General features: G+C 72.7%; 21 protein-coding genes and 4 tRNA genes. 6 read left to right on the top strand and 19 right to left on the bottom strand.

Annotated elements, in window-relative coordinates; translation table 11 throughout:
• Positions 1–77 precede the first annotated feature (77 nt).
• The 3 genes from LUTJ29_RS0115150 to LUTJ29_RS18245 form a co-directional block, all read right to left on the bottom strand.
• A tRNA-Glu gene (locus tag LUTJ29_RS0115150) sits at positions 78–153 on the bottom strand.
• A gap of 55 nt (positions 154–208) precedes the next feature.
• Positions 209–284: transfer RNA gene (locus tag LUTJ29_RS0115145), tRNA-Ala, on the bottom strand.
• A 1,053-nt stretch (positions 285–1,337) separates the two neighbouring features.
• On the bottom strand, positions 1,338–2,294 hold the full coding sequence (locus tag LUTJ29_RS18245) for a BON domain-containing protein (RefSeq protein ID WP_051323081.1): 957 nt from the start codon (positions 2,292–2,294) through the stop codon (positions 1,338–1,340).
• Positions 2,295–2,516: 222 nt separating this feature from the next.
• Here LUTJ29_RS18245 and LUTJ29_RS0115135 point away from each other — a divergent pair, with 222 nt between their 5' ends.
• From LUTJ29_RS0115135 to LUTJ29_RS18915, 3 genes are all read left to right on the top strand, one after another.
• On the top strand, positions 2,517–2,696 hold the full coding sequence (locus LUTJ29_RS0115135) for a hypothetical protein (RefSeq protein ID WP_043741779.1): 180 nt from the start codon (positions 2,517–2,519) through the stop codon (positions 2,694–2,696).
• The gene (locus LUTJ29_RS0115130) at positions 2,693–3,262 is read left to right on the top strand and encodes an isochorismatase family cysteine hydrolase (protein WP_027073235.1); all 570 of its coding nucleotides are present in this window, start codon (positions 2,693–2,695) and stop codon (positions 3,260–3,262) included. The genes LUTJ29_RS0115135 and LUTJ29_RS0115130 overlap by 4 nt, the downstream gene beginning before the upstream one ends.
• 153 nt (positions 3,263–3,415) lie before the next feature.
• On the top strand, positions 3,416–3,592 hold the full coding sequence (locus LUTJ29_RS18915; protein WP_186441980.1) for a hypothetical protein: 177 nt from the start codon (positions 3,416–3,418) through the stop codon (positions 3,590–3,592).
• A 26-nt stretch (positions 3,593–3,618) separates the two neighbouring features.
• Here the strand turns inward: LUTJ29_RS18915 and LUTJ29_RS17830 are convergent, their stop codons facing one another.
• Complete coding sequence (locus tag LUTJ29_RS17830; protein ID WP_232221236.1) at positions 3,619–4,350, bottom strand: M15 family metallopeptidase; 732 nt, start codon at positions 4,348–4,350, stop codon at positions 3,619–3,621.
• Positions 4,351–4,473: 123 nt separating this feature from the next.
• Here LUTJ29_RS17830 and LUTJ29_RS0115115 point away from each other — a divergent pair, with 123 nt between their 5' ends.
• Together LUTJ29_RS0115115 and LUTJ29_RS0115110 are read left to right on the top strand one after the other, a co-directional pair.
• A complete protein-coding gene (locus LUTJ29_RS0115115) occupies positions 4,474–5,853 on the top strand; it encodes an SH3 domain-containing protein (protein ID WP_027073234.1) in 1,380 nt (459 codons plus the stop codon).
• A 128-nt stretch (positions 5,854–5,981) separates the two neighbouring features.
• Complete coding sequence (locus tag LUTJ29_RS0115110) at positions 5,982–7,265, top strand: cation:dicarboxylase symporter family transporter (protein WP_232221235.1); 1,284 nt, start codon at positions 5,982–5,984, stop codon at positions 7,263–7,265.
• A 57-nt stretch (positions 7,266–7,322) separates the two neighbouring features.
• Here LUTJ29_RS0115110 and LUTJ29_RS0115105 read toward each other — a convergent pair whose 3' ends face one another.
• The 14 genes from LUTJ29_RS0115105 to LUTJ29_RS0115040 form a co-directional block, all read right to left on the bottom strand.
• On the bottom strand, positions 7,323–7,802 hold the full coding sequence (locus LUTJ29_RS0115105) for a transposase (protein ID WP_027073232.1): 480 nt from the start codon (positions 7,800–7,802) through the stop codon (positions 7,323–7,325).
• A gap of 136 nt (positions 7,803–7,938) precedes the next feature.
• Positions 7,939–9,567 (bottom strand): FMN-binding glutamate synthase family protein, encoded by a 1,629-nt coding sequence (locus LUTJ29_RS0115100; protein WP_043741776.1) that lies wholly within the window; start codon positions 9,565–9,567, stop codon positions 7,939–7,941.
• 554 nt (positions 9,568–10,121) lie between these two features.
• Positions 10,122–10,195, bottom strand: a tRNA-Cys gene (locus LUTJ29_RS0115095).
• Between the two features lie 81 nt (positions 10,196–10,276).
• Positions 10,277–10,352: transfer RNA gene (locus tag LUTJ29_RS0115090), tRNA-Gly, on the bottom strand.
• The gene (gene pgsA / locus LUTJ29_RS18240; protein ID WP_027073230.1) at positions 10,343–10,993 is read right to left on the bottom strand and encodes a CDP-diacylglycerol--glycerol-3-phosphate 3-phosphatidyltransferase; all 651 of its coding nucleotides are present in this window, start codon (positions 10,991–10,993) and stop codon (positions 10,343–10,345) included. Before pgsA ends, LUTJ29_RS0115090 begins: the two co-directional genes overlap by 10 nt.
• Positions 10,990–12,945, bottom strand: a complete 1,956-nt coding sequence (uvrC, locus tag LUTJ29_RS17820) for an excinuclease ABC subunit UvrC (RefSeq protein ID WP_051323080.1) — start codon at positions 12,943–12,945, stop codon at positions 10,990–10,992. The genes pgsA and uvrC overlap by 4 nt, the downstream gene beginning before the upstream one ends.
• Positions 12,942–14,366, bottom strand: coding sequence for a thioredoxin-like domain-containing protein (locus tag LUTJ29_RS0115075; RefSeq protein ID WP_027073229.1), 1,425 nt, complete (start codon positions 14,364–14,366; stop codon positions 12,942–12,944). The genes uvrC and LUTJ29_RS0115075 overlap by 4 nt, the downstream gene beginning before the upstream one ends.
• Before the next feature lie 7 nt (positions 14,367–14,373).
• Positions 14,374–14,856 (bottom strand): low molecular weight protein-tyrosine-phosphatase, encoded by a 483-nt coding sequence (locus tag LUTJ29_RS0115070; RefSeq protein ID WP_027073228.1) that lies wholly within the window; start codon positions 14,854–14,856, stop codon positions 14,374–14,376.
• Between the two features lie 4 nt (positions 14,857–14,860).
• A complete protein-coding gene (gene kdsB, locus LUTJ29_RS0115065) occupies positions 14,861–15,634 on the bottom strand; it encodes a 3-deoxy-manno-octulosonate cytidylyltransferase (protein WP_027073227.1) in 774 nt (257 codons plus the stop codon).
• A 314-nt stretch (positions 15,635–15,948) separates the two neighbouring features.
• A complete protein-coding gene (lpxK, locus tag LUTJ29_RS0115060) occupies positions 15,949–16,962 on the bottom strand; it encodes a tetraacyldisaccharide 4'-kinase (RefSeq protein ID WP_027073226.1) in 1,014 nt (337 codons plus the stop codon).
• Entirely contained in the window at positions 16,959–18,740 is a 1,782-nt protein-coding gene (gene msbA, locus LUTJ29_RS0115055) for a lipid A export permease/ATP-binding protein MsbA (RefSeq protein WP_027073225.1), read from the bottom strand. The genes lpxK and msbA overlap by 4 nt, the downstream gene beginning before the upstream one ends.
• Entirely contained in the window at positions 18,737–19,168 is a 432-nt protein-coding gene (locus LUTJ29_RS0115050; protein ID WP_027073224.1) for a biopolymer transporter ExbD, read from the bottom strand. Before LUTJ29_RS0115050 ends, msbA begins: the two co-directional genes overlap by 4 nt.
• 4 nt (positions 19,169–19,172) lie before the next feature.
• Positions 19,173–19,838 carry a MotA/TolQ/ExbB proton channel family protein gene (locus LUTJ29_RS18765; RefSeq protein WP_043741771.1) on the bottom strand — a complete coding sequence of 222 codons (666 nt, stop codon included), beginning with the start codon at positions 19,836–19,838 and terminating at the stop codon, positions 19,173–19,175.
• 77 nt (positions 19,839–19,915) lie between these two features.
• Positions 19,916–22,273 (bottom strand): DNA internalization-related competence protein ComEC/Rec2, encoded by a 2,358-nt coding sequence (locus LUTJ29_RS0115040; protein ID WP_027073223.1) that lies wholly within the window; start codon positions 22,271–22,273, stop codon positions 19,916–19,918.
• A gap of 147 nt (positions 22,274–22,420) precedes the next feature.
• Here LUTJ29_RS0115040 and LUTJ29_RS17810 point away from each other — a divergent pair, with 147 nt between their 5' ends.
• A complete protein-coding gene (locus LUTJ29_RS17810; RefSeq protein ID WP_051323078.1) occupies positions 22,421–22,873 on the top strand; it encodes a PaaI family thioesterase in 453 nt (150 codons plus the stop codon).
• A gap of 22 nt (positions 22,874–22,895) precedes the next feature.
• On the opposite strand, the gene LUTJ29_RS0115025 is transcribed toward LUTJ29_RS17810, so the two are convergent.
• Positions 22,896–23,696, bottom strand: a complete 801-nt coding sequence (locus tag LUTJ29_RS0115025; RefSeq protein WP_043741793.1) for an amidohydrolase — start codon at positions 23,694–23,696, stop codon at positions 22,896–22,898.
• Position 23,697 lies beyond the last annotated feature (1 nt).

Genomic DNA, 23,697 nt, shown 5'->3' with positions numbered 1-23,697 from the left:
AACCCTGCGGGGTTCTCATCCCCGTGTGTGGGATCCTGGAACGACAACGCCCGCTTGCGCGGGCGTTGTCTGGAAGGTGGCGTCCCCACGGGGATTCGAACCCCGGTCGCTACCGTGAAAGGGTAATGTCCTAGGCCTCTAGACGATGGGGACGCAGTAGCCTTTAAGCCCATTTATAGCCGTTTCCGCCGGATTTCCAGAGGAAACGTGGTGGAGCCAGGCGGGATCGAACCGCCGACCTCCTGCATGCCATGCAGGCGCTCTCCCAGCTGAGCTATGGCCCCACGGCTGGAAAGCACGAAATTGTAAAGGGACGGTTCGGGGACCGTCAACAGGGTGCATGCTTTCGTTCGCGCGTTCGCAGCAGCGGCCAGCCGGTGATCGAGGATCCGGTCAGGACGAGCGGTTGCCGCGGGCGCGTGCGGCGGCGTCCATGACGGGAGTTCGCGCGTAGCTGCCGTGTTGACCCGGGACGGCTGCACGCGGTGACCGCTCGTGGTGGCGGCGACCCTCGAGCGCCTGGATCGTCTTGAAGTGCGAAGTGGCAGCGAGCGCTGGTATGCGTTGCGACCTGGCGATGGCCCCGGGCCGTGGCGAAGGTCCGGCCTCCCGCTGCGGAACTTCGCCCCCATCCCGACCTTCCCCCGCACGCGGGGGAAGGGGTGGTCAACGCAATGCGGCATGGACCGGGTCGGTCAGCTCGTGCTGCCGGGTTGGCCAGGTGCTGGTTGGCCAGGTGCTGCAGGAACGCGGAGCCGCTTCCGGCTGGAGTCGGAATTCCGGCGTGGGACGTCCGGGCTGCGTCAGCGTTCGGCCCACGACGTCTGGCCGTCGTTCGCTGGCGACGCGGGCGCGCTGTAGCTCGAACGCGGCCCGCATCATCGGGGGCGCATGCAGTTCCTGGAGGGTTTCCCGGGACGGGATCCGCCATCCGCCGCCTGGCTGCTGCTCCGACAATAACATAATAGACATTATGCGAAGTCCAAGAATCACCCCGAATGTGCGCCACCACATTAGGTAATTGCCCTATCTGATTGATGCAGCGCTCTTTCGCGATCCATGGACACGCCCTTTCGCGATCCGTTGCCACGCTACGATCGCGCCGGCTGCGGGATCGCACCGGACTCGGGTCGCCGGCCTTCGACGTGGCCTGCATCATCTGCTGCCTCCGCCCATGCGCCTGGTGACGCGTGCCCACCGTGGAGCCGGTTTCGCTTGCGCGGCGCATGCGTGTGCGGCGTCGCCAGGCAACCCGCCGGCCCGGCTGCGTGCGCAAGGCAGCCGCTCCTGGCGCCAGACGGCCCAGGCGTCGTCTGGCTTCCCGGCTGGCCAGTGGCCTAGTGCGGCGGCGACGGGAATCCTGGGTCGCCGCGGCCGCCTGCCGCGGACGCGCCGGAGCCGGCGGTCGTGCGGCTGCCCGGCGCCCCGGCGGCGCCCTGTCCGGCCGATGCGTTCCCCGGTTCCCCGGAGTCGGTCGTTGCGGGGCCCGGCGTCCGCGCGGTCTCGAAGTCGCCCCTGGAGACCGGTTCCTCGGCCGAGACGCGGACGCGGTTGTCGACGTCCTTGACGCCGCGGACGGCATCGGCGATGTCCTCGGCGCGATGCTTCATCCAGGGGGTCGGCACGCGTCCGGTCAGCACCACGCGGCCCTGTTCGCAATGGACCTCGATCTCGCTGGCGTCGACGATCGGATCGTCGCAGAGCTGGTCGCACAGGTCTTCCAGGATCCGCTCGTCGGAGCGCATGTAGCCCTTCGGGCCGCGGCCGCGGTAGCCGGCGTGGCCCTGGGCCCGGTAGGCGCTGTCCCATTCATCGGCGCCGGGGCCGGTCGGGTCCGGGGTGTCGCCCGGCTGGTGCCGGCCTTCGCCGCCGAAGCCGTAGCTGCCGGGCACGAAGCCGTCTTCCCAAGGGCGGGCATGGCGTTGCCGCCCCCTGCCCGGGCGCGCACGGCGACGCAGCGGATCATCCAGTTCCGCCTCGAAGCCGTACGCGCCCGGGCCTTCGTCATGGCGACCGCCGCGGCGATCGAAGACGCCGCCGGTCTCGGAGAACGAGTACTCGTCGGGTGCATAGGGGCCGCCGGCGCGGCGCGCCCGGCCGTCGCCGCGCCCCCGGCCGGTGTCCTCCTCTTCGGCCTGCTGGCGGGTGGCGGCATGCAGCCAGGCACGGCCCTGGTCGAGGAAATGCGCGCCGGTGTCCAGCAGGCGCTCGGCGACCGCACGCAGTTCGCCCACGCCCACCGCCTGGTGGCGCTCATCGGCATGCCTGGGGCGGGTTCGGTAGGGATTGCGCATGTCGCCTCCGGATGGTGGCCGGGCAAGGGCACGACTGCCCCGCCCCGCCTGGCCGCGTTGGGTGGCCGCTTCCCGCGACCTGCAGGCCGACCTTTGCATGCCCGGCGTGCATTCCATGTCGCGAATGCCTTAGGGAAGCGTGATCGTGGCGCCGCGGGGGTCACGCCGGCTCAACGGCCGCTGCGGTATCCAAGACGTCCCGACCGCGCGCGAGGCCTGCCGATGAACCGCGACCGCAAGGATCCGCCCCCGCCCGGGCACGACCGCGACAAGCCGGAGTCGCCGGAGGAACGGCGCGAGCGCAAGGAACGCGAAGACGAGAACCAGGACGAGTCGCTGGAGGAAACCTTCCCCGCGAGCGATCCCGTCTCGCCCTTCATTCCCGCGAGGAAGCCGGAGTGAGCAGCGACGGGCCGGCGCCGGCGGCGCTGCTGGTCGTCGACATGATCAACCCGCTCGACTTCGACGGCGCCGGACCCATGGTGGCCGGGGCGGTGGCCGCCGCGCGCAGCATCGGGCCGCTCCGCGCCCGGTTCCATGAGCGCGGCTGGCCGGTCGTCTTCGCCAACGACAACTTCGCCCGCTGGCGCGCGGACTTCCGCGAACTGGTGGCGATCACCGCCCGCGCCGGGAAGGCGCCGTCGGAGATCGTGCGCCGCCTGTCGCCCGACCTGCGCGACCACTTCGTGCTCAAGCCCAAGCACTCGGCCTTCCTGGCCACGCCGCTCGCGGTGCTGCTGGCCAAGCTCGGCGTCCGCCGGCTGCTGCTGACCGGCATGGCGCTGGAGAGCTGCGTGCTGGCGACCGCGGTCGACGCCAAGTCCCGCGAGTACGAGGTGGCGGTGGTCCGCGACGCCGTGGCCGGCCAGCCCGGGTTGCGGCAGGCGGCGCTGCGGACCCTCGAGGGCGGCGGTACCGCGCGGCTGGTCTCGAGCCGGGCCGCACTGTCGTGGGCCGCGCGCGCCTGAACGAGGCGCGGACTCCCGATCCGCCGGAAATTCCCGCAATCTGGCGGCGAATTTCGTCGAAATCGCCGCAGAGGAGCCCGAATCCCGTCGATTGACGTTTTTTTACGGGCGGGGGGCTATGCTGCAGGCCTGATCCACCCCAGTGACGTACTGATGGCACCAGCGACCAAGAGCAACAACAGCACCGTCCTGCGCCGGACCGGCCGTTCGAGCAAGCAGACCGCCACCCTCACCCGCGAGCAGCTCGAGGACGACCTCGCCGCGTTCCGCAAGGCGGGCGGCAAGATCGAGAAGCTCGGCAACACCAACACCTTCAAGAAGATCGGCTGACCGGGCCCCGCGGCCGGCGGTCCGCCTCAGCGGACCGGCACGTCGTGGTGCACCTGCGGTTCCGGCTCGAGCCGGAACGTGTAGTGCCACCATTCCATCGGGTAGTTGGCGAAGCCATGGCGTTCCATGGCTTCGCGCAGCCGTGCGCGCGATTCGCGCTGGGCGGGTGCCAGGCCCGGATGGTCGGTATTGGCGCGCGGGTCGAAGAAGTCGAACGGCGTGCCCATGTCCAGCGGACGGCAGTCCGCGGACCCGGGCCGGTCGCACTGCAGCAGCGTGAGGTCGACGGTGGCGCCGCGGCTGTGCCCGGACCGGTCGGCGATGTAGTCCGGGACCAGGCTCGATTTCTCCAGCGCCGGGTAGTACGCCGCGCGCGTGCGCTGGTCGGAGGGGTCGTTGGCCCATTCCACGAAGCGCCGCACCGCGCGCGCGGGCCGGTAGCAGTCGAAGATGCGCAGCCGCAGCCCACGGGGACGCAGTTCGCGCTCGAGGGCCGCGAGCGCCTCGGCCGCCGGCCGCAGCAGGTAGCACTTCGGGGCCTCGTAGCCTTCCACCGGCGCCCCGGTGAAGTTGTCCGGACCTGCGTAGCGGATGTCGGTGTCGATGTCCGGCACCAGGTCGCGGATGTCGACCATGCCAAGCGATGCCGGGGTCGCCGCGCTCCCCTGCTCCGCGCCGGCGCGATCGGCGCGCGTCCCGCAGCCCGCGGTGGCCAGCAGGATGGCCAGTCCGAGGACGGCCACGCCTGCCCGGTGCACGGGCCTCGATGGGGGTTGGGTGCGGCTGTGTAACATGGCCGCAGCATGCGACAGCCGCCCGTTCCTGCCAAGCCGACGGCGCGCCACGACGGCGTCGCGGCCACCCGCCCCTGCCGTGCGGCAATGCGCGTCGCCCTGGCCTGCGTGCTGGCGATGGCGTCGACCCTGGGCCACGCCCGATCGCCGTTCGATCCGCAGGTCGAGGTGCTGCCGGGCGTCACGCGCGCGCACCTCGATCCCGGGTTCTGGACCAGCCGTCTGCGCGACCCCGATCGCCTGATCCTCGACGCGGGCGCGGTCGCGGCGCAGAACGCGCGCATGCGGCAGCTCGACCCGTCGCTGCACGACATCGAGGACCTGCCGTACACGGTCGAGGCCGAACAGGTCCGCGCCTGGATCGAGGCCGCCTCGCCGCGCCCCACGGCCGTGCTGTACGACGAGGCCGGCAAGGAAGGCAGCGCGCGCGCGATCGACCGCCTGGTCGGCGCGCTCGACCTGGACGACATCCCCCAGACCCAGGTGACGCGTTTCGGCCTGGTCGTGCGACGCGCCGACCTGCGCACCTTCCCCACCCACCTGCGCGTGTTCAGTACGCCCGACGACCGCGACCTCGACCGCTTCCAGGAAACCGCGCTGTTCCCCGGCACGCCGGTGGCGGTCGTGCACCGCAGCCGCGACCGGCACTGGCTGTTCGTGCTCAGCGAGACCTATGCCGGCTGGATCGAGGCCGGCGCCGTCGCGTTCGGGGAACGGGCCGAGGTCTTTGCCTACAGCCGGCGCGCGCCGTTCGTGGTGGTGACCGGCGCCCAGGTGCGCACGGTGCATACGCGCGAGCGCCCGGAGGTGTCCGAACTGCCGCTGGACATGGGCGTGCGCCTGCCATTGGCCGAGTGGCCGCCGCACGCGCCGGTCAACGGCCAGCATCCGGGCTTCGGCTACGTGGTCGACCTGCCGGTGCGCGAGGCGGACGGCACGCTCGCGTTCGTCCCCGCGCTGCTGCCGCGCTCGGCCGACGTGGCCGAGGGCTACCTGCCGCTGACGAAGGCCAACCTGATCCGGCAGGCGTTCAAGTTCCTCGGCGAGCGCTACGGCTGGGGACACCGTTACAACGGCCGCGACTGCAGCGGGTTCGTGTCGGAAGTGCTGCGCAGCTTCGGCCTGGTGATCCCGCGCAACACGGGCGCCCAGGCATCGAGCCCCGCGCTCGGAGGTACCGTGGTCGAACCGGGCATGGGCCACGAGGAGCGGCTGCGCCTGCTCGCGCAGGCCGGGGTCGGCGACCTGCTTTACGTGCCCGGGCATGTGATGATGGTGATCGGGCGCGTGGACGGCGCCACCTGGGTGATCCACGACGCGGCCAGCGTGTCGATGGTCGCCGACGATGGCCAGCTCGTGCGCTACCCGGTCAATGGCGTGGTGGTGACCCCGCTATTGCCGCTGATGGCCGATCCGGTCACCGCCATGGTCGATCGCGTCACCGCCATCCGCAGGCTGCAACCGTGAGCAGCGGTGACTGAAGCCGGCCGCATGGGCACTGCCCTTCCCTGCCCTGCCCGGATGCGCGCAGGGTGCCGCCGCGGCGCCGTTCGTGCTATCCAGTGCGCGGCCCATGACCCCCAGCCAGGTTCCCGATGACCCAGGCCCCGAACGGCGCACGCCGCCTGTCCACGCCCGCGCGGGTGATGATCGGCCTCTTGCTCGGCGCCGCGGCGGGCCTGGTGCTGGCGGCCATCGATCCGGCGCAGGCGACACGGGTCGCGGATATCGTGTATCCGGTCGGCAGGCTGTGGCTGAACGCGCTGCAGATGACGGTCGTGCCGCTGGTCGCGGCGCTGGTGGTGGTCGGAATCAACTCGGCCGCCGACGCCGCCGCTTCGGGCCGCACCGCGCGCACCGCGATGTTCGTGTTCGTGGTGCTGCTGGCGCTGTCGGGCGCGTTCGCGGCCGTGGCCGCACCGGCCGTGCTCTCCGCCCTGCCCCGCGACGAGGCGGTGGTGGCGGCGTTCCGCGCCGCGATCCAGGCGCCCGAGGCGCTGCCGCAGGGTACCGACCCCGGTGCATGGCTGTCGGGCATCATCCCCAGCAACGCGATCGCGGCCGCGGCCAACAGCGCGATGCTGCCGCTGGTGGTGTTCTCGATGTTCTTCGGCTTCGCCCTGACCCGCATCGATGCCGAGCGCCGCGCGCGCCTGCTCGAACTGGTGCGCACCCTGGGCGACACCATGATCGTGATCGTGCGCTGGGTGCTGTGGGCCGCGCCGCTGGGCGTGTTCGCCCTGGTGCTGGCGGTGTGCGCGCGGGTGGGCCTGCACATGCTCAGTGCGCTCGCCTACTACATCCTCACCCAGTGCACGCTGTACATCGCCATCACCGGGCTGCTGTACCTGGTGGCGATGGTGGCGGCGAACGAACGGCCGGCGCGGCTGGCGCGGGCATTGCTGCCGGTGCAGGCGATCGCGGCCAGCACCCAGTCCTCGCTGGCCTCGCTGCCGGTGATGATCGAGAGCGCGCGCACGCGGCTGGGCTATCCGCTGGCGGTGACCTCGCTGGTGCTGCCGATGGCAGTGTCGCTGTTCCGCATCGCCAGCCCGCCGCAGTACATCGTGGTCGCCTCCTTCATCGCCTGGCTGTACGGCATCGACCTGGGCGCAGGCCAGCTGGCGATCGCGGTGGCGCTGGCGATCGTGGTCAGCATGGGGTCGGTGGGCCTGCCAGGCCAGGTCAGCTTCATGACCACCAACATGCCGGTGACCCAGGCCATGGGCCTGCCGGTCGAACCGCTGGGCGTGCTGCTGGCGGTGGACACCATCCCCGACGTCTTCGCCACCGTGGCCAACACTTCGGCCGACGTCACCGCGACCGCGATCGTGGCCAGGCGGACCGGGGCGATGCAGGAGCCGGATGTCGCGGACTAGCGCCTGCGGTCGCGGCTGAAGCCGCTCCTGCAGGCCCTCCCCGCCGTAGGAGCGGCTTCAGCCGCGACCACCAAGCCAGACAGCATCCCAGAACGGATAATCCGCCACCCGGCGCACGAGCCCGGCACGCACAGGATTCGCCACGATGTAGCGCGCCACTGCCTGCAGATCATCTTCCCGGCGCAGCGCCCGATCGTGGTACGCAGGCGCCCACAGGAGGCCGGACCGTCTGCACTCGCGATTCACGGCATGCGCACTGCGACCCTTCAGGATCCGCGCGGCGGTGCCGAGCGACCCGCCATTTCCGAGCTGCAGCAGGCAATGCGCGTGGTCGGGCATCACGACCCAGGCAAGCAAGGAGAATCCCTGGACCGGGAGGGCAAAGGTGCGCGCCGCCGCGCAGGCCGCGACGAAGTCGGCGAACACGGGTTCCCTGTCCCGTGTCGCGAACGTCACGTGGTACACGTGGCGTGGCAGGGAGACACGCCCCTTGCGTAGCGCTGCGTGGCCACGCCGACCGCATGCGTCCCTGTCCATTCGGGAAGCGCGGCGGTAGGCAGCATCCGGTGCCGTCGGGGATCGACCCGAGCCGATGTCGGACTGTGGGTCGCGGCTGAAGCCGCTCCTACATGTGTGCCGCCGTGCAGGAGCGGCTTCAGCCGCGACGCGGGCGCTACAGCAGCTTGCTGCGCCGCATCTCCAGGGTGCGCTCGGGCGGCATGAACGAATCGGGCCGGGCCGAGGCCCAGAAGGCCCGGAACACGGCGTGCTCGGGGACCCCGTCGAGCAGTTCGCCCGGCGCGAGGAAGCGGTACAGCGCGGCCAGCGAACGCACCTCGGTGGGCGCGACGCGGCGCAGGATGTGCTCGGGCCCGAGCTGGGACGGATGCTCCAGGCCCGCCGCGCCGAGCATGTCGCGCAGCGCCCGCAGGGTGTTCTGGTGGAAGTTGAACACGCGCGTGGCCTTGTCCTCGACGTCGAGCGCGCGCCAGCGCGCCGGGTCCTGGGTGGCGACGCCGGTCGGGCAGTGGTCGGTGTGGCAGCTGCGCGACTGGATGCAGCCCAGCGCAAACATGAAGCCGCGTCCGGCATTGCACCAGTCCGCGCCCATGGCCACGGTGCGGGCGATGTCGAACGCGCTGGCGATGCGGCCGGCGGCGGCGATCCGGATCCGGTCGCGCAGGCCGATCCCGACCAGGGTGTTGTGCACCAGCATCAGGCCTTCGTGCATCGGCACGCCGACGTGGTTGATGAACTCCAGCGGCGCGGCGCCGGTGCCGCCTTCGGCGCCGTCGACGACGATGAAGTCGGGCAGGATCCCGCTCTCGAGCATCGCCTTGGCCACGCCGAACCATTCCCATGGATGGCCGATGGCGAGCTTGAAGCCGGTCGGCTTGCCGCCCGACAGTTCGCGCAGCCGGGCGATGAACGCCAGCAGTTCCAGCGGCGTGGAGAACTCCGGATGCGACGCCGGCGAGACGCAGTCCACCCCCACCGGGACGCCGCGCGCGGCCGCGATTTCGGGTGTGACCTTCGCTCCGGGCAGCATGCCGCCGTGCCCGGGCTTGGCGCCCTGCGAGAGCTTGAGCTCGATCATCTTCACCTGCGGGTCGCGCGCGTTCCCGGCGAAGCGCGCGGGATCGAACCGCCCTTCCCCGTCGCGGCAGCCGAAGTAGCCCGAGCCGATCTCCCACACCAGGTCGCCGCCGCGTTCGCGGTGGTAGGACGAGATCGAGCCCTCGCCGGTGTCGTGGTAGAAGCGGCCGCGCCGGGCGCCCTCGTTGAGCGCGCGGATCGCATTGGCCGAGAGCGCGCCGAAGCTCATCGCCGAGATGTTGAACACGCTGGCGTCGTAGGGCAGCGACTGCGCGCCGCCCACCAGCACCCGGAAGTCGTGCGACTCGGCGTGGGCCGGCACCAGCGAGTGGTTGATCCACTCGTAGGCCAGGCTGTAGGGATCGTGCTCGCTGCCGAACGGCACCGTGTCGCGCTCGCTCTTGGCGCGCTGGTACACCAGCGCCCGCTTCTCGCGCGAGAACGGCACCTCGACCAGGTTGTCCTCGATGAAGTACTGGCGGATCTCGGTGCGGATCGACTCCAGTCCGTAGCGCACGTGCGCGCTCACCGGGTACAGCCGGCGCAGGGTCGAGCGCGCCTGCAGCACGTCCACCAGGCCCAGCACGGACAGCACCAGCGCGGGCACGGCCAGCCACCACCAGGCCGGCGTCCATCGCAGCGCCAGCAGCGTGGTGGCGATGGCGATCGCGATGCAGGCGAACCAGGTCGTGCGGCGGTGGAACATGGATCCCCGTTGCGGCGCGCCGGCGCTGGCGCGCCTCCATGATCACACACTCCCCCACGGACCCTGTAGCAGCGGCTTCAGCCGCGACCCGCTCCCGCACCGGCGCGATCGGTGCCCACGCGGCCGGTACGCGCCGACGACCATGGTGGGATCGTGCGGGCCCAGCCGGCGACGCGGGGTCGCGGCTGAAGCCGCTCCTGCAGAATGCTGGAGGTGGTGCCCGAGGCCGGACTCGAACCGGCATGACCGCGAGGTCGAGGGATTTTCGTACCACTTCGGCTTTCGCCGCCGGCCGCGTGGCCGTTCGTGGTCTGGAGCACGCCTTCACCATGGCGCCATGCGCGACAGGTGCCCGCCGTCTGCTCTCTACACCTTCCCCCGCTGCGCCGGGGGCTTGGCTCGGCGTTGGCGCGGGCGGCGATGCCCAGGGCGTCCACCGAGTTTGACGGGTGCCACCCCCGGCGTTTCCCCCGGGGGGCTCAATCGTTCAAGTCCCTTGTGTCTACCAGTTCCACCACTCGGGCGTGGCCGGCGACGCGCATCCCGCGGAGGGATGGAGGCCTGGGTCGGAATCGAACCGGCGTACGCGGATTTGCAGTCCGCTGCATGACCACTCTGCCACCAGGCCGGTGACGCTCGCCACGGACAACAATACACGTCCGCGGGGCTGACAAACAAAGCCCCGGCGGTGCCGGGGCCTTGTGCAAACTGGAGCGGGAAACGAGGCTCGAACTCGCGACCTCAACCTTGGCAAGGTTGCGCTCTACCAACTGAGCTATTCCCGCGTTGAGCCGTGCATTTTACCGGCGCCCTTGGCGCTGTCAACAGCATTGCGTTCGCCGTCGCGCAGGACCGGCCAGGCGGCGCGCAGGTAGGCCAGTCCCGACCACAGGGTGAGCAGCGCGGCGGCGCCCAGCAGCCAGTCGCCGACGTGGAACAGGGGCTTGCCCATCCAGATGTCGGTCCCCGGCTGCAGCGGATGGCGGGGGTTGATCGAGTACAGCAGGCACGACAGCGCCACCATCTGGGCGGTGGTCTTGATCTTGCCGATCGTGGCGACCTTGACCGTGGCCCGCTGGCCCAGCTCGGCCATCCATTCGCGCAGCGCCGAGACCGCGATCTCGCGGCCCACGATCACCGCGGCCCAGAACGCCATCCACGGCGTCGGGTGGCCCTGCACGATCAGGAACAGGGCCACTGCCACCATCAGCTTGTCGGCCACCGGGTCGAGGAAGGCGCCGAAGGCCGAGTACTGGTGGTAGCGGCGGGCGATCCAGCCGTCCAGCCAGTCGGTGACCGCGGCCAGGATGAACACGAACGCGGACGCGAAATTGGTCCACTGCGAGGGCATGTAGAACACGGCGACCAGCACCGGGATCAGCAGGATCCGCAGCAGGGTCAGCCAGGTGGGGACGGTCAACTTCATCGGGTGCGGGGGGACTGGCCGGGGGGATCGGCGTCTTCCAAACCATGCAGGGTCGCATAGATTCGCCCGGCGAGCGCCTCGTTCACGCCCTCGACCTGGGCGATCTCCTCGATCCCGGCCGCCCTCAGGCCCGGCAGGCCGCCGAAATGGCGCAGCAGGGCGGCGCGCCGGCGCGGGCCGATCCCGGGGATGTCCTCGAGCCGGCTGCTGGTGCGCGCCTTCTGGCGCCGGCCGCGATGGCCGGTGATGGCGAAGCGGTGGGCCTCGTCGCGGACCTGCTGGATGAGCTGCAGACCCAGCGAGGCGGTGCCCGGCCGCAGCTCGCGGCCGTCGGGCAGCAGCAGGCGCTCGTGGCCGGGCCGGCGCTCCTCGCCCTTGGCCACGCCCACCACCAGCACGCCCGGCTCGCCGGGGGCGGCCGCGGCCGGAAGGCCCAGTTCCGCGAGCACCGCGTGGGCCTGGGCCACCTGCCCTGCCCCGCCGTCGATCAGCAGCAGGTCCGGCAGCACGGCGCCCGGCCCCGGCGCCGGGGCGTCCGGTGAGTCCGCCTGCCCGAGCGCGGCCGCGGCACGCCGGAAGCGCCGGGTCAGGGCCTGCTGCATGGCGGCGTAGTCGTCGCCAGGCTCGATCCCGGTGATGTTGTAGCGGCGGTACTGGCTGCGCACCGCGCCTTCGGCGTCGAACACCACGCACGAGGCCACCGTGGCCTCGCCCATGGTGTGGCTGATGTCGAAGCACTCGATCCGCGAGGGCGCCTGCTCCAGCCCCAGCAGTTCGCACAGCGCCGCCATCCGCGCCTGCTGCGCGGCCTGGCTGCCGAGCTCTGTGGCCAGCGCCATCTCGGCGTTGCGCCGGGCCAGGTCGAGGTAGCCGGCGCGCTCGCCGCGCACGCCGTGGCGCAGCTGCACCTTGCGCCCGGCCGCGGCGGTGAACGCCTCTTCCAGCAGGGCCTGGTCCTCGATCGTCCGGTCGAGCACGATCTCGCGCGGCGGCGCCTGCTCGCCGTAGTACTGCGAGACGAACGCCGCCAGCACCTCGGCCGGGTTGTCGCTGCCGTTGGTCTTCGGGAAGAACGCCCGCGTGCCGAGGTTGCGGCCGTCGCGGAACGCGAGCAGGACCACGCAGGCCTGGCTGCCCTGCATCGCCACCGCCAGCACGTCGAGGTCGGCCGCGCGGCCGTCCACGTACTGGCGCGCCTGCGTGCTGCGCACGCTGGCCAGCAGGTCGCGCAGGCGCGCGGCTTCCTCGAAGTCGAGCCGCTGGCTGGCCGCCTCCATGGCCTCGCCCAGTTCCCGGGTGAGCTCGTCGCTGCGGCCTTCCAGGAACAGGGTGGCGCGGCGCACCGCCTCGGCGTACTCGCGCGCCGGCGCCAGCCCCACGCAGGGCGCGGAGCAGCGGCCGATCTGGTACTGCAGGCACGGGCGCGAGCGGTTGCGGAACACGCTGTCCTCGCAGCTGCGCAGCTTGAACAGCTTGTGCATCATGTTCAGCGTCTCGCGCACCGCGGTGACGCCGGGGTACGGGCCGAAGTAGCGCCCGGGCACGTTGCGCGGGCCGCGGTGCAGCGCCAGCCGTGGCCACGGCTCCTGGGTGACGAGCACGTAGGGATAGCTCTTGTCGTCGCGCAGCAGCACGTTGTAGCGCGGCCGCAGCGACTTGATCAGCTGGTTCTCCAGCAGCAGAGCCTCGCCCTCGGTGCGCGTGACCGTGACTTCCATGCGCGCCACCTGGGCCAGCATCGCCATGGTCCGCGCCGGCTTCGGGGAACCGCTGAAGTAGCTGGCGACGCGCTTGCGCAGCGCGCCGGCCTTGCCGACGTAGAGCACGCTGCCGTCGGCGGCGATCATGCGGTAGACGCCCGGCGCGGTGCTCAGCCCGCGGGCGAAGGCCTTGCCGTCGAAGGGGGGCGCGTCGGGGGCGCGGGGGCCGGGAGCGTTGGCCTCGCCGGTCATTCGCCGATCGGTACGTGGCGCAGGGCCCCGGATCGCGGATCGAAGCGGAGCACGGCGTGGGCGTCGGTGTCGGCGATCCAGACCGCACCGCCGGCGACCGCCAGCCCGGCCGAGCCGTGCAGGCGCTGGGGCAGTTCCACCGTGCTCAGTTCGCCGCCTCCCAGGCGCAGGCTGCGCAGGGAGTCGTTGCCGGCATCGGCGATCCACAGCACGGGCGAATCCGGATCGAGCGCGATCGCCAGCGGCTGCTGCAGGCGGGCCTCGGTCCGCGCGCCGTCGGCGTTCCCGAACTGCCACTGGTCCACGCCCACCAGGGTGGACACCGCGCCGGTGCGCGCATTGACGCTGCGGATGGTCGAGCCGGCGGCGTCGCAGACGTACAGCACCTGCTGCACCGCGGCCAGCGCGACGGGTTCGGCGAACGCCGCGCCGACGCCACCGCCATCGGTGACCGCCAGGCGGCCGGACCCTGCCAGCAGTTCCAGCGCCGGCTTGCCCAGGTCGTACTTCCAGATCCGGTTGTCGCCGGCGGTGGCGATGAACAGCGAGGCGCCGCTCAGGGCGACGGCGCGCGGCTGGTCGAGCGCGACCGCGCGCGGATCGGCGATCGGACCCTCGGCCGGGGTGCCGGCGCGGCCGGCGCCGCAGATGGTGTCGATGTCGCCGCTGCGCAGCTCGATCCGGCGCACGGCGTGGTTGCCGCCGTCGGCCACGTACAGCGCGTCGCGCCACAGGCACATGCCGTGCGGGCGGTTGAACGCGGCCAGCTCCATCGGCCCGTCGATGAACCCGGGCCCGCCGCTGCCGAACTGGCGCAGCACGCGCCCGGCCAGGTCGCATTCGAGGATCCGGTGGTGCTCGCTGTCGGCCACGTACAGGGTGTTGCCCTGGACCACCAGTCCGGTCGGGAAGCGCAGCGGCAGCGGCGGTTCGCCGCCGCGGCGCATCTCGATCGGCTCGGCGGCGGGCATGGTGGGCACCAGCTCCGCGGCCAGCGCGCTGACCCGGGCGTCGAGCTCGCGGACCGGGCCGTCGCCGACGATGCGGTCGCGGATCCGGCCCTCGCCGTCGATCAGGACCACGGTCGGCCAGGCCTCCACGCCGTAGTGCTGCCACATCACCCAGTCGGGGTCGTGCCCGATCGGGAAGTCGTAGCGCTGGCGGTTGAGCCGCTTGCCGATCCGGCGCGAGTCGCGCTCGCTGTCGAACCTGGGCACGTGCACGGCGACCACGTTCACCCGCTCGCCGTGGCGCGCGCGCAGGCGCGCGAGGTCGGCCAGGCGTTGCTGGCACCAGGCCGAGCCGGCGTTCACGAACGCCAGCGCGCAGACTTTGCCGCGCAGCTGCGCCATGCGCAGCGGGGCGAGCAGGTTCAGCCACTCGACGCTGGGCGGGAACTCGGGGGCGAGGCTGGCGTCCATCCGGGGATTATGCGTCAACCGGCAGGGTGCGGTCGGCCAGGCGCGCGACGATGCGGCGCGCGGCGGCGTCGACCAGGGTGAACACGTGCTCGAACGCCTCGGGGCCGCCGGTGTAGGGGTCCGGGATCTCGGCCCCCTGCCCCATCCCGGCCCATTCCAGCAGCAGCGCGTGGCGGGCCGTCGCACCCGCCGGCGCGCGGCGGCGCACGTCCGACAGGTTGCTGGCGTCGGCGCACAGCAGCCAGTCGAAGCGATGGTAGTCGGCGCTGCACAGCTTGCGCGCGCGCAGGCCCTGCAGGTCCAGGCCGTGGCGCGCGGCGTTCCGGACCGTGCGCCGGTCCGGCGGCTCGCCGACGTGCCAGCCGCCGGTGCCGGCCGAGTCCACCTCGACCCGGTCCTCGAGCCCGACCTGTTCCAGGTGGTGGCGCAGCAGGCCTTCGGCCAGCGGCGAACGGCAGATGTTGCCCAGGCACACGACCAGCAGGCGCAGGGGTTCAGCCATGCAACGACTCCAGTACGGCTTCGGCGCGGGCGAGGTCCTCGGGGGTGTCCACGCCCTGCGGGAAGGGTTCGGGGGTGACCGCCACCGCGATCGGCAGCCCGGCCTCGAGCACGCGCAGCTGCTCGAGCGATTCGATCCGCTCCAGCCGCCCCGGCGGCATGGCCGCGAACCGGCGCAGGAACCCGGCGCGGTAGGCGTAGATGCCGATGTGGCGCAGCCAGCCGCCGTTCGCCGCGAGCTGCGCGTCGCCGCGGGCGAAGGCGTCGCGGTGCCAGGGCACCGGCGCGCGGCTGAAGTACAGCGCGTGGCCGTCGCCGGCGACGACCACCTTGACCACATTGGGATCGAACAGCGCCTCGCGCGAGGCGATCGGCTCGGCCAGGGTGGCCATGCCGGCGCCGCTGGCGGCGAGCAGCCCGGCGACGCGGCGGATCCCGGCGGCCGGCGCGAACGGCTCGTCGCCCTGCAGGTTGACCACGATGGTGTCGTCGTCCCAGCCGGCCAGATCGGCGCATTCGGCCAGGCGGTCGGTGCCGGACTGGTGCCCGCGGCCGGTCATCACCACCTGCACGCCGCTGCCCTCGAGCGCGCGCACGATGCGCTCGTCGTCGGCCGCCACGCGCACCTCGCGCGCACCCGCGGCCAGCGCGCACCGCGCCACGTGCAGCACCAGCGGTTCGCCGCCGAGCAGGCGCAGCGGCTTGCCCGGCAGGCGGGTGGCGTCGTGGCGGGCGGGGATGGCGACGACGAAATCGACGGGATCCATGGCGAGGATTCTACCGGTTGCCTGGCGATCCCATTCGCCGCGAGGATCCTGGTGTCGGTCCCGTCGCGTCGCGGGCCACCGTAGGAGCGGCTTCAGCCGCGACCCACCCACGAAGGGGAGAAGCCGCCGATCGCGGCCTCGCCACATCGCCTGCTGCGCATGGCTGTCCGCATGTCCGCAGGTCGCGGCTGAAGCCGCTCCTACAGGGCGTTCCCCCGTCCTTGCGCGTGGTCGCGGCTGAAGCCGCTCCTGCGGGCGTTTCCCCGTCCTTGTGGGTGGTCGCGGCTGAAGCCGCTCCTACGGGGGATGTGGGGTCAGGGGGCGGTGGACGGCCTGGGGCCGAGGCGGTTGAGCAGCGCGATCCAGAAGGCTTCGGGCAGACGCGCGTCGATGCCGACGCTGAAGTAGCGGTCGTTGGCGAAGGCCCGGCACTTCACCGCGTCCTTCTCGGTCAGCAGCACCGGCAGGTCGCTGCCGAAGCGCAGGTCCTCGGCGGCGTAGCGGTGGTGGTCGCCGAAGGCGTGCGGAACCACGGCGATCCCCTGCCCGCGCAGCATGGCGAAGAAGCGCTCCGGATCGCCGATGCCGGCCACGGCGTGCACGCGCTGGCCGGCGAACGCGGACAGCGGCTGCGGCCGCCCGCCCGCCATCGGCTGCGCCCGCCCCGGCTCGAGCCACATCGGCCATTCGCCGAAATCCGCGGCCAGTTCGGCGTCGGTGCCCACGTTGAGCACCCGGAAGTCGCAGGCGCTCGCGCGCGCAGGCGGTTCGCGCAGCGGTCCGGCGGGAAGCAGGCGCCCGTTGCCGTAACGGCGGCGCCCGTCGATCACCTCGATCTCGAGGTCGCGCGCCAGGCGGTAGTGCTGCAGGCCGTCGTCGCAGACCACGACGTCGCAGCCTTCGGCGACCAGGGCGCGGGCCGCGGCCACGCGGTCGCGGTCCACGCGCACGCGCGCGCCGGTGCGCGCGGCGATCAGCACCGGCTCGTCGCCGCCCAGGGCCGGGTCGGTGCCGGCGTCCACCCAGCGCGGCGTCGAGGCATCGGCGCGCCCGTAACCGCGGCTGGCCACGCCCGGCGTCCAGCCGGCCGCGCGCAGGCGCTCGACCAGGGCGATGGTGAGCGGGGTCTTGCCGCTGCCGCCGGCGACCAGGTTGCCGACCACGACGACCGGGCGGCCGGCCTTGCGCGCGCGCAGCAGGCGGCGCTGGTACAGCCCGCGGCGCAGGCCGCTGGCCACCGCGTACAGCCCCGACAGGGCCTGCGCGTGCAGCGGCACGCGTCCGCCCTCGTACCAGTGGCGAGGGGGCTGTCCGGACCGGCCGCTCATCCTTCCGCCCCGTCCCGGAACTGCATGCGGTGCAGGTGCGCGTACAGGCCACCGCGCGCGAGCAGTTCGGCGTGCGTGCCCTGCTCGACCAGCCGCCCTTCGTCGAGCACCAGCACCTGGTCGGCATGCTCGATGGTCGAGAGCCGGTGCGCGATCACGAGCGTGGTGCGGTCGGGCATCAGCCGGTTCAGGGCTTCCTGGACCAGCCGCTCGGACTCGGTGTCGAGCGCGGCGGTGGCCTCGTCCAGGATCAGGATCGGGGCGTCGCGCAGGATCGCGCGCGCGATCGCCAGGCGCTGGCGCTGGCCGCCCGAGAGCATCGACCCGTTCTCGCCGATGCGGGTGTCCATGCCCTGCGGCAGGCGCTCGATGAACTCCCAGGCGTTGGCGGCCTCGGCCGCGGCGCGCAGCGCGTCGGGCGCGGCCTCGGCGGCGTAGGCGATGTTGGCCGCGACGCTGTCGTCGAACAGCATCACCCGCTGCCCGACCAGGGCGATCTGGCGGCGCAGGTCGGACAGGCGGTACTGGTCCAGTGGCACCCCGTCGAGGGTGATGCGGCCGCTGCTGGGCTCGTAGAAGCGCGGCACCAGGCGCACCAGGCTGGTCTTGCCGCTGCCGGAACGGCCGACGATGGCGGTGACCGTGCCCGGCGCGGCGGTGAAGCTGATCCCGTCCAGCGCCTTGCGCTCGTCGCCGTCGCGCGCGTAGCGCAATGAGACGTCCTCGAACACCAGCAGGCCGCGCGCCCGCTCCAGCGGCACGGTGCCGGTGTCGGCCTCCTCCTCGGCGTCGAGGATCGAGAACAGGCGTTCGGCCGCGGCCACGCCGCGCCCGATCACGCTCTGCACGTTGGTGATCCGGCGCAGCGACGGGATGATGCCCATCATCGCGGTCATCAGCTGCACGAACTCGCCGGGGTTGAGCTGCCCCTGCAGCGCCTCGCGCACCGCCACCCACACGATCGCCGCCAGGGCCAGCGCGGCCAGGATCTGGACCAGCGCCGAGGAGATCGCGCGCGTGGTCTCGACCTTCATGTTCAGCCGCAGGATGCGGTTGGCGAAGGTCGAATAGCGGTCGCGCTCGAAGGCCTGCGCACCGTGGACCTTGACGTCCTGCTGCGCGGCCAGCGACTGCTCGGCGCTGGCGGCCAGGGCGCCCATGCCGTCCTGGATGCCGCGACTGATGCGCCGGTAGCGCCCGCCCACGTACCAGACCAGCACGCCGATCAGCGGCGCGATCAGGATCATGGCCAGGGTCACCTTGGCGCTGGTGTAGAGCATCAGGCCGAACAGGAACACCACCGTCAGGCCGTCGGTGAGGATCGCCTTGAGCGCGTCGGAGCTGGCCTGGGTGACCTGCTCGGTGTCGAAGTTGAGCCGGCTCACCATCGCCGGCACCGCCTCGGTGTCGAAACGGGTGCTGGGCAGGCGCAGGTACTTGCCCAGCACCAGTTCGCGCAGGTCGCGCACCACGCTGCGGCCGACCCGCGCGATGCCGTAGTCGGTGGTGAAGGTCGCCAGCCCGCGCAGCAGGAACAGGCCGATGATCGCCAGCGGCAGGACCACGGCCATGTCCGGCTTGGGATCGACGAAGCCGTCGTTGGTCAACGGCTCCATCAGCCAGACGAAGGCGGCGCCGGCGGCGGCCTCGACGATCATGGCGAGCATCGCCACCAGCAGGAACGGCCAGTACACGCCCGCATGGCCCAGCAGGCGCCGGTAGACCGCCCAGGCGCCGTCGCCGGCGTGGTGGGCGCGGGTGTCGTCGCGTGCGCTCATGGAGGGCTGGCGGCCGGTGCCTCGGGCGCGGTGGCATTGGCCACGCGGGTGAATCCGAGCTGGGCCAGGGCGTCGTAGGCGGTCACCACCGCCTGCCACGGCGTGCGGGCGTCGGCGCGCAGCAGCACGGTGCGGTCGCGGTCGTCGCCGGCGACTTCCAGGAGGGTGCGCTTGAGCGACTCGACGTCGGTGCGCAATGCCTCGCGGTCGTCGACGAAGTAGCGCCCTTCCGCGTTGATCAGCAGGCTCAGCGAATCCGAGCCGGTGTTGGCCTCGCCGGTGGCGCGCGGCAACTCCACCCGCAGCACCGAGCGCGCGTCGAAGGTGGTGGTGATCACGAAGAAGATGATCAGCACCAGGATCACGTCGATCAACGGCACCAGGTTGATCTCCGGCACGTCGTCGGCGCGGCGGTCGCGGATGCGCATGGGCTCAGCCCTGTCCGTCCGCCTGGGCCTCGGCCGGCACCGCGGCCATCGCGGCGGCGGCCCGGCGCGCGCGCGGATCGATCACGTCCATCAGCTGGATCGCCTCGTGCTCCATCTCGACGATGTAGCCGTCGATGCGGGCCCGGAACCAGCGGTGGAACACCAGCGCCGGCACCGCGACCACCATGCCCGTGGCCGCGCACACCAGCGCCTTGCCGATGCCGCCGGCGAGCTGGTTGACGTCGCCCACGCCATGGTCCATCACCCCGAGGAACATCTGGATCATGCCGACCACGGTGCCGAACAGGCCGAGCAGCGGGCCTGCGCCGGCGATCGTGCCCAGCGCGCTGAGGTAGCGCTCCATCCGGAAGGCGATGTGGCGACCGACGTCCTCGACCCGCTCGCGGATCTCCTCGCGCGGGCGGTGGCGCACGTCCAGCGCCGCGGCCAGCAGCGTGCCCAGCGGCGAGTTGCGGCGCAGCGACTCGATGTGGGCCGGGTCGAGGCGGCCGCGCGCGGCCCAGGCCCTGACCTCCTCGCCCAGTCCGGGCGGCAGCACCGCATTGCGCCGCAGCGCCCAGAAGCGTTCGACGACGATCGCCAGGCCCACGGCCGAGAGCAGCAACAGGGGGATCATCGGCCAGCCGCCGGCCTTCACGAGTTCGAGCACGCACTCCCTCCGGCCCGCGCGGGGCCCATCGTCCATGCCCGATAGGATAGCCCAGCGCCGTCCGGCGCCCGCGGCGTTCAGCCAGCCCCGCCCGCGCGCCGCACCGCGTCCCACAGCCGGGGTTCGGCGCGCCGCCGCGCCTCGACCTCCGCGCCGCCAGCGCGCAGGCGCACCCGCACCGCGCCCACGCGTGCAGTGACCGGTACGTCCGCACCGGTCCGCGTCCAGCGCTGCAGGACGTCGGCCCGGGGATGGCCGAAGCGGTTGCCGTGGCCGGCCGACACCAGCGCCACGCGCGGGCGCGTGGCCGAGACGAAGGCCGGGTCGGAGGACCCCCCGCTGCCATGGTGGGCGACCAGCACCGCCTCGCTGCGCAGCGCGTCTCCATGGTCGTGCACCAGCATGCGTTCGACGACCTGGCCCACGTCGCCCGCGAGCAGCGCGGCGCCGTGCGCCGAACGCACCTGCAGCACGCAACTCGAGTCGTTGCGCAGCGACGGGAAGTGCAGGCCGGGGTGCAGGAAGCGGAACTCGACCCCGTCCGCCACCCAGCGCGATCCGGACAGGCACGGCGCGGCGCCTTCGATGCCCGCGTCGCGCGCGGCGAACACCGGGCCGCCGGGATAGCTGCGGCGCAGCGCGGCGTAGCCGCCGGCGTGGTCGGCGTCGCCATGGCTGACCACCACCCCGTCCAGCCGGCGCACCCCGAGCGCATGAAGGGCGGGCACCACCACCCGCTCGCCCGCGTCGAATCCCTCCGGCACCGCGGGGCCGGCGTCGTAGAGGAAGGCGTGGCGCGCGGTGCGCACCAGCACCGAGGTGCCCTGCCCCACGTCGAACATCACCAGTTCGACCTCCCCCTCGCGCGGCAGCGCGCGATCGGGCCACAGCAGCGGCAGGAACAGCAGCGTGGACAGCGCCTTGCCCGGCACGCCCCGGGGCAGCAGCAGCCAGAACGCGCCCAGCAGCGACAGCGGCAGCGCGAACCAGCGCGCTTCCGGCAGCCACCACAGCGCGGCAGGCCCGGCCGCCAGCCGCTCGAACAGGGGCCACGACAGGTCGAAGCACGCCGCGGCCAGCCGCCACGCCGGTCCGCCCCAGTCCGGATGCAGCGCCTCCAGCCCGGTGCCCGCGAGCGCCAGCGGCACCACGACCAGGCTCCACCACGGGATCGCCACCAGGTTGGCCAGGGGCCCGGCCAGCGAGGCCTGGCCGAACAGCACCGCGGTCAGCGGCAGCAGGCCGAGCGTGGCCACCCATTGCGCGGCCAGGAACCCGCGCACCACCGGCGTGCGCGGCCCCACCGCCGGCAGGCACCAGGCCAGCCACGCCACGCCGGCGAAGCTGAGCCAGAACCCGGCCGCGAGCACCGCCAGCGGATCCGCCAGCACCAGCGCGACCGCCGCCAGCGCCAGCGAATCCAGCACCCCCATCGGGCGGCGCCAGAGGCGCGCGAGCACCACCACCGCGATCATCAGCACCGTGCGCACCGTCGGCAGGGCGAAGCCGGCCACCGCCGCGTAGCCCGCCGCCCCCACCAGCGCACCGCAGGCCGCGGCCTGGGGACGCGGCAGCCAGCGGCCGAGCCAGGGCAGCAGCCACCACGCACCGGCCACGGCGAGCGCGAAGAAGCCCGCGACCAGGCCGACGTGGAAACCGGAGATCGCGATCAGGTGGGTCAGGCCGGTGGCGCGCAGGATCTCCCAGTCGCGGTCCCCGAGCCTCCGGGTGTCGCCCAGCGCCAGCGCGCGCAGGAAGCGCGACGAGGGCCGCCCGGTCGCGGCGTCGATCCGGCCCGCGATCCGGTCGCGCCAGCCGTCGATGCCCGACGCCCCATGCAGGCGCTGCCAGGGCTCGCGGTCGCGCACGTAACCGGTGGCCGTGATCCGCGCCGCCAGCGCCTGGCGCTCGCCGTCGTACCAGCCGGGATTGCGCAGGCCGCGCGGCGCGCGCACCCGTGCCGACAGGCGCCAGCGGCTGCCGGGCTCCAGCGCCGGTCGCGTGGCCGGCGTGCCGTCGCGGTCGTCGTACCAGGCCAGGCGCAGCAGGCGGCCGCGCAGCGCCGCCGGCTGGGCCGCATCGGGGTCCACGCGGAACAGGAACCGGGTGCGCTGCGGTTCCACGTCCGGCAACCCCACCACCCGGCCCGCGAGCTCGACGTCGGTGCGTTCGAGCCCGGGCGGCAACTGGCGGTCCAGGGCCTGGCCCGCGTGCAACCCGAACAGCGCGAATCCGGCCGCCAGCGCCCCGGCCGGCCGCAGCCAGCGGCCGCCGCGCCACCAGCCGCCAAGCCCCAGGGACAGCAAGGCCAGCAGCAGCGCCGGTGGCGGCAGCGCGGGCAGGCGCGTGCAGGCGAACGCGCCGAGCACGAGGCTGGCGGCGACGGCCTGCCCGAAGGCGGGCCGTGGCGCCGGATCGAAGCGTGGACCTTCCATGGTCGCCCTGCCGGTGATCAGTCCGGACCACGGTGGCTCCCTGCGCGGTCCGGCTGCCATCGGCGCGGCCGGCGTCCGCGGGTAGGAATCGTCCGAACCCCGCGCGGGGCTTACCATCCGTGGCCCCTCCTTCGCGCGAGCAACGAGATGCCTTCCGCCCCGCCCGACCTCGCCGCCCTGATCCGCGCCCGGCTTCCCGAACCGGTGCACGCGCTCGTGCCGCCGCCGTGCCTGCTCGACATGCAGGGCGAAGTGGTCGAGTACGAGGATGGCCGCGCCCTGACCATGCGCTTCCCGGTGCTGCCGCGCTACCGCAACCCGCTGGGCAACATGCAGGGCGGCTTCATCGTCGCCGCGCTCGACAACACCATCGGCCCGTTCTCGTTCCTGATCGCGCCGCCCAGCGCCACCGCCAGCCTCGATGCCCAGTACCTGCGGCCTGTGACCTCGAACGATGCCAGCATCACCTGCCGCGCGTGGCTGGTCGAACGCACCCGCAACACGCTGCACATCCACGCCGAGGCCCGCAACGAGGCCGGCAGGATCGTGGTGCTGGCGCAGTCGGTGAGCCAGATCCTGGGCGAGCGCGCGCCGGGCTGAGCGCCGGCGCCGCCGCCACCGGTCAGCGCAGTTCGAACGCGTCCGCGTCGAGCATCGCCGGGAAGTGTTCCCGGTGCGCGGCCAGCGGCGCCCACTGCAGGGTCGTGGTCGAGACCACCTCGGCGTCGGCGCATTCGCTGGCCGGGTTGCCGAGGAAGTCGATCACCGCGCTGTCGCCGGAGTACGGCAGGCCGTTGCCGTCCTCGCCGACCCGGTTGAGGCCGGCGACGTAGCACAGGTTCTCGATCGCCCGCGCCCGCAGCAGGGTCTTCCAGGCCTGTGCGCGCGGCGCCGGCCAGTTGGCGATGTAGATCAGCAGGTCGTAGTCCAGCGCATCCGGGCGCTCGACGCCGAAGCGGTTGCGCGAGAACACCGGGAAGCGCAGGTCGTAGCAGACCATGGGGCAGATCCGCCAGCCGCGCCATTCCAGGGTCAGCCGGTCGCGCCCCGGCGCATAGCGTTCGTGCTCGCGGGCGTAGCGGAACAGGTGGCGCTTGTCGTAGTGCCGCAGTTCGCCGTCGGGCGTGGCCCACAGCAGGCGGTTGTACACCTTGCCGTCGACGCGCAGCTGGACGCTGCCGCAGATCGCCGCGTCGAGCCTGCGCGCCTGCTCGCGCATCCAGTCCACGGTCGGGCCGTCCATGGTCTCGGCCCGTTCGATGGCGTCGTTGGAGAAGCCGCTGGTGAACGTTTCCGGCAGCAGCACCACGTCGGTGGTGCCGGCCAGGGGGGCGATCAGCCCGCCGTAGTACTCCCGGTTGCCTTCGGGGTCGTGCCAGCGCGTGGCGCCCTGGACGAGGGAGATGCGCAGTCTGTTGTCCATG

Origin of the sequence: Luteimonas sp. J29 (genome assembly GCF_000472505.1) — a bacterium.
Taxonomy (GTDB): domain Bacteria; phylum Pseudomonadota; class Gammaproteobacteria; order Xanthomonadales; family Xanthomonadaceae; genus Luteimonas.
Note: the sequence above shows the minus strand (reverse complement) of the source record. Positions and strands in the feature narration are given on the sequence as shown.

What these genes read in the sequence shown, in the direction of transcription:
- LUTJ29_RS18245 (WP_051323081.1), bottom strand. Translation starts at nt 2,294, where the DNA reads ATGCGCAATCCCTACCGAACCCGCCCCAGGCATGCCGATGAGCGCCAC.
- LUTJ29_RS0115135 (WP_043741779.1), top strand. Translation starts at nt 2,517, where the DNA reads ATGAACCGCGACCGCAAGGATCCGCCCCCGCCCGGGCACGACCGCGAC.
- LUTJ29_RS18915 (WP_186441980.1), top strand. Translation starts at nt 3,416, where the DNA reads ATGGCACCAGCGACCAAGAGCAACAACAGCACCGTCCTGCGCCGGACC.
- LUTJ29_RS0115115 (WP_027073234.1), top strand. Translation starts at nt 4,474, where the DNA reads ATGCGCGTCGCCCTGGCCTGCGTGCTGGCGATGGCGTCGACCCTGGGC.
- LUTJ29_RS0115110 (WP_232221235.1), top strand. Translation starts at nt 5,982, where the DNA reads ATGACCCAGGCCCCGAACGGCGCACGCCGCCTGTCCACGCCCGCGCGG.
- LUTJ29_RS0115105 (WP_027073232.1), bottom strand. Translation starts at nt 7,802, where the DNA reads ATGGACAGGGACGCATGCGGTCGGCGTGGCCACGCAGCGCTACGCAAG.
- LUTJ29_RS0115100 (WP_043741776.1), bottom strand. Translation starts at nt 9,567, where the DNA reads ATGTTCCACCGCCGCACGACCTGGTTCGCCTGCATCGCGATCGCCATC.
- pgsA (WP_027073230.1), bottom strand. Translation starts at nt 10,993, where the DNA reads ATGAAGTTGACCGTCCCCACCTGGCTGACCCTGCTGCGGATCCTGCTG.
- uvrC (WP_051323080.1), bottom strand. Translation starts at nt 12,945, where the DNA reads ATGACCGGCGAGGCCAACGCTCCCGGCCCCCGCGCCCCCGACGCGCCC.
- LUTJ29_RS0115075 (WP_027073229.1), bottom strand. Translation starts at nt 14,366, where the DNA reads ATGGACGCCAGCCTCGCCCCCGAGTTCCCGCCCAGCGTCGAGTGGCTG.
- kdsB (WP_027073227.1), bottom strand. Translation starts at nt 15,634, where the DNA reads ATGGATCCCGTCGATTTCGTCGTCGCCATCCCCGCCCGCCACGACGCC.
- lpxK (WP_027073226.1), bottom strand. Translation starts at nt 16,962, where the DNA reads ATGAGCGGCCGGTCCGGACAGCCCCCTCGCCACTGGTACGAGGGCGGA.
- msbA (WP_027073225.1), bottom strand. Translation starts at nt 18,740, where the DNA reads ATGAGCGCACGCGACGACACCCGCGCCCACCACGCCGGCGACGGCGCC.
- LUTJ29_RS0115050 (WP_027073224.1), bottom strand. Translation starts at nt 19,168, where the DNA reads ATGCGCATCCGCGACCGCCGCGCCGACGACGTGCCGGAGATCAACCTG.
- LUTJ29_RS0115040 (WP_027073223.1), bottom strand. Translation starts at nt 22,273, where the DNA reads ATGGAAGGTCCACGCTTCGATCCGGCGCCACGGCCCGCCTTCGGGCAG.
- LUTJ29_RS17810 (WP_051323078.1), top strand. Translation starts at nt 22,421, where the DNA reads ATGCCTTCCGCCCCGCCCGACCTCGCCGCCCTGATCCGCGCCCGGCTT.
- LUTJ29_RS0115025 (WP_043741793.1), bottom strand. Translation starts at nt 23,696, where the DNA reads ATGGACAACAGACTGCGCATCTCCCTCGTCCAGGGCGCCACGCGCTGG.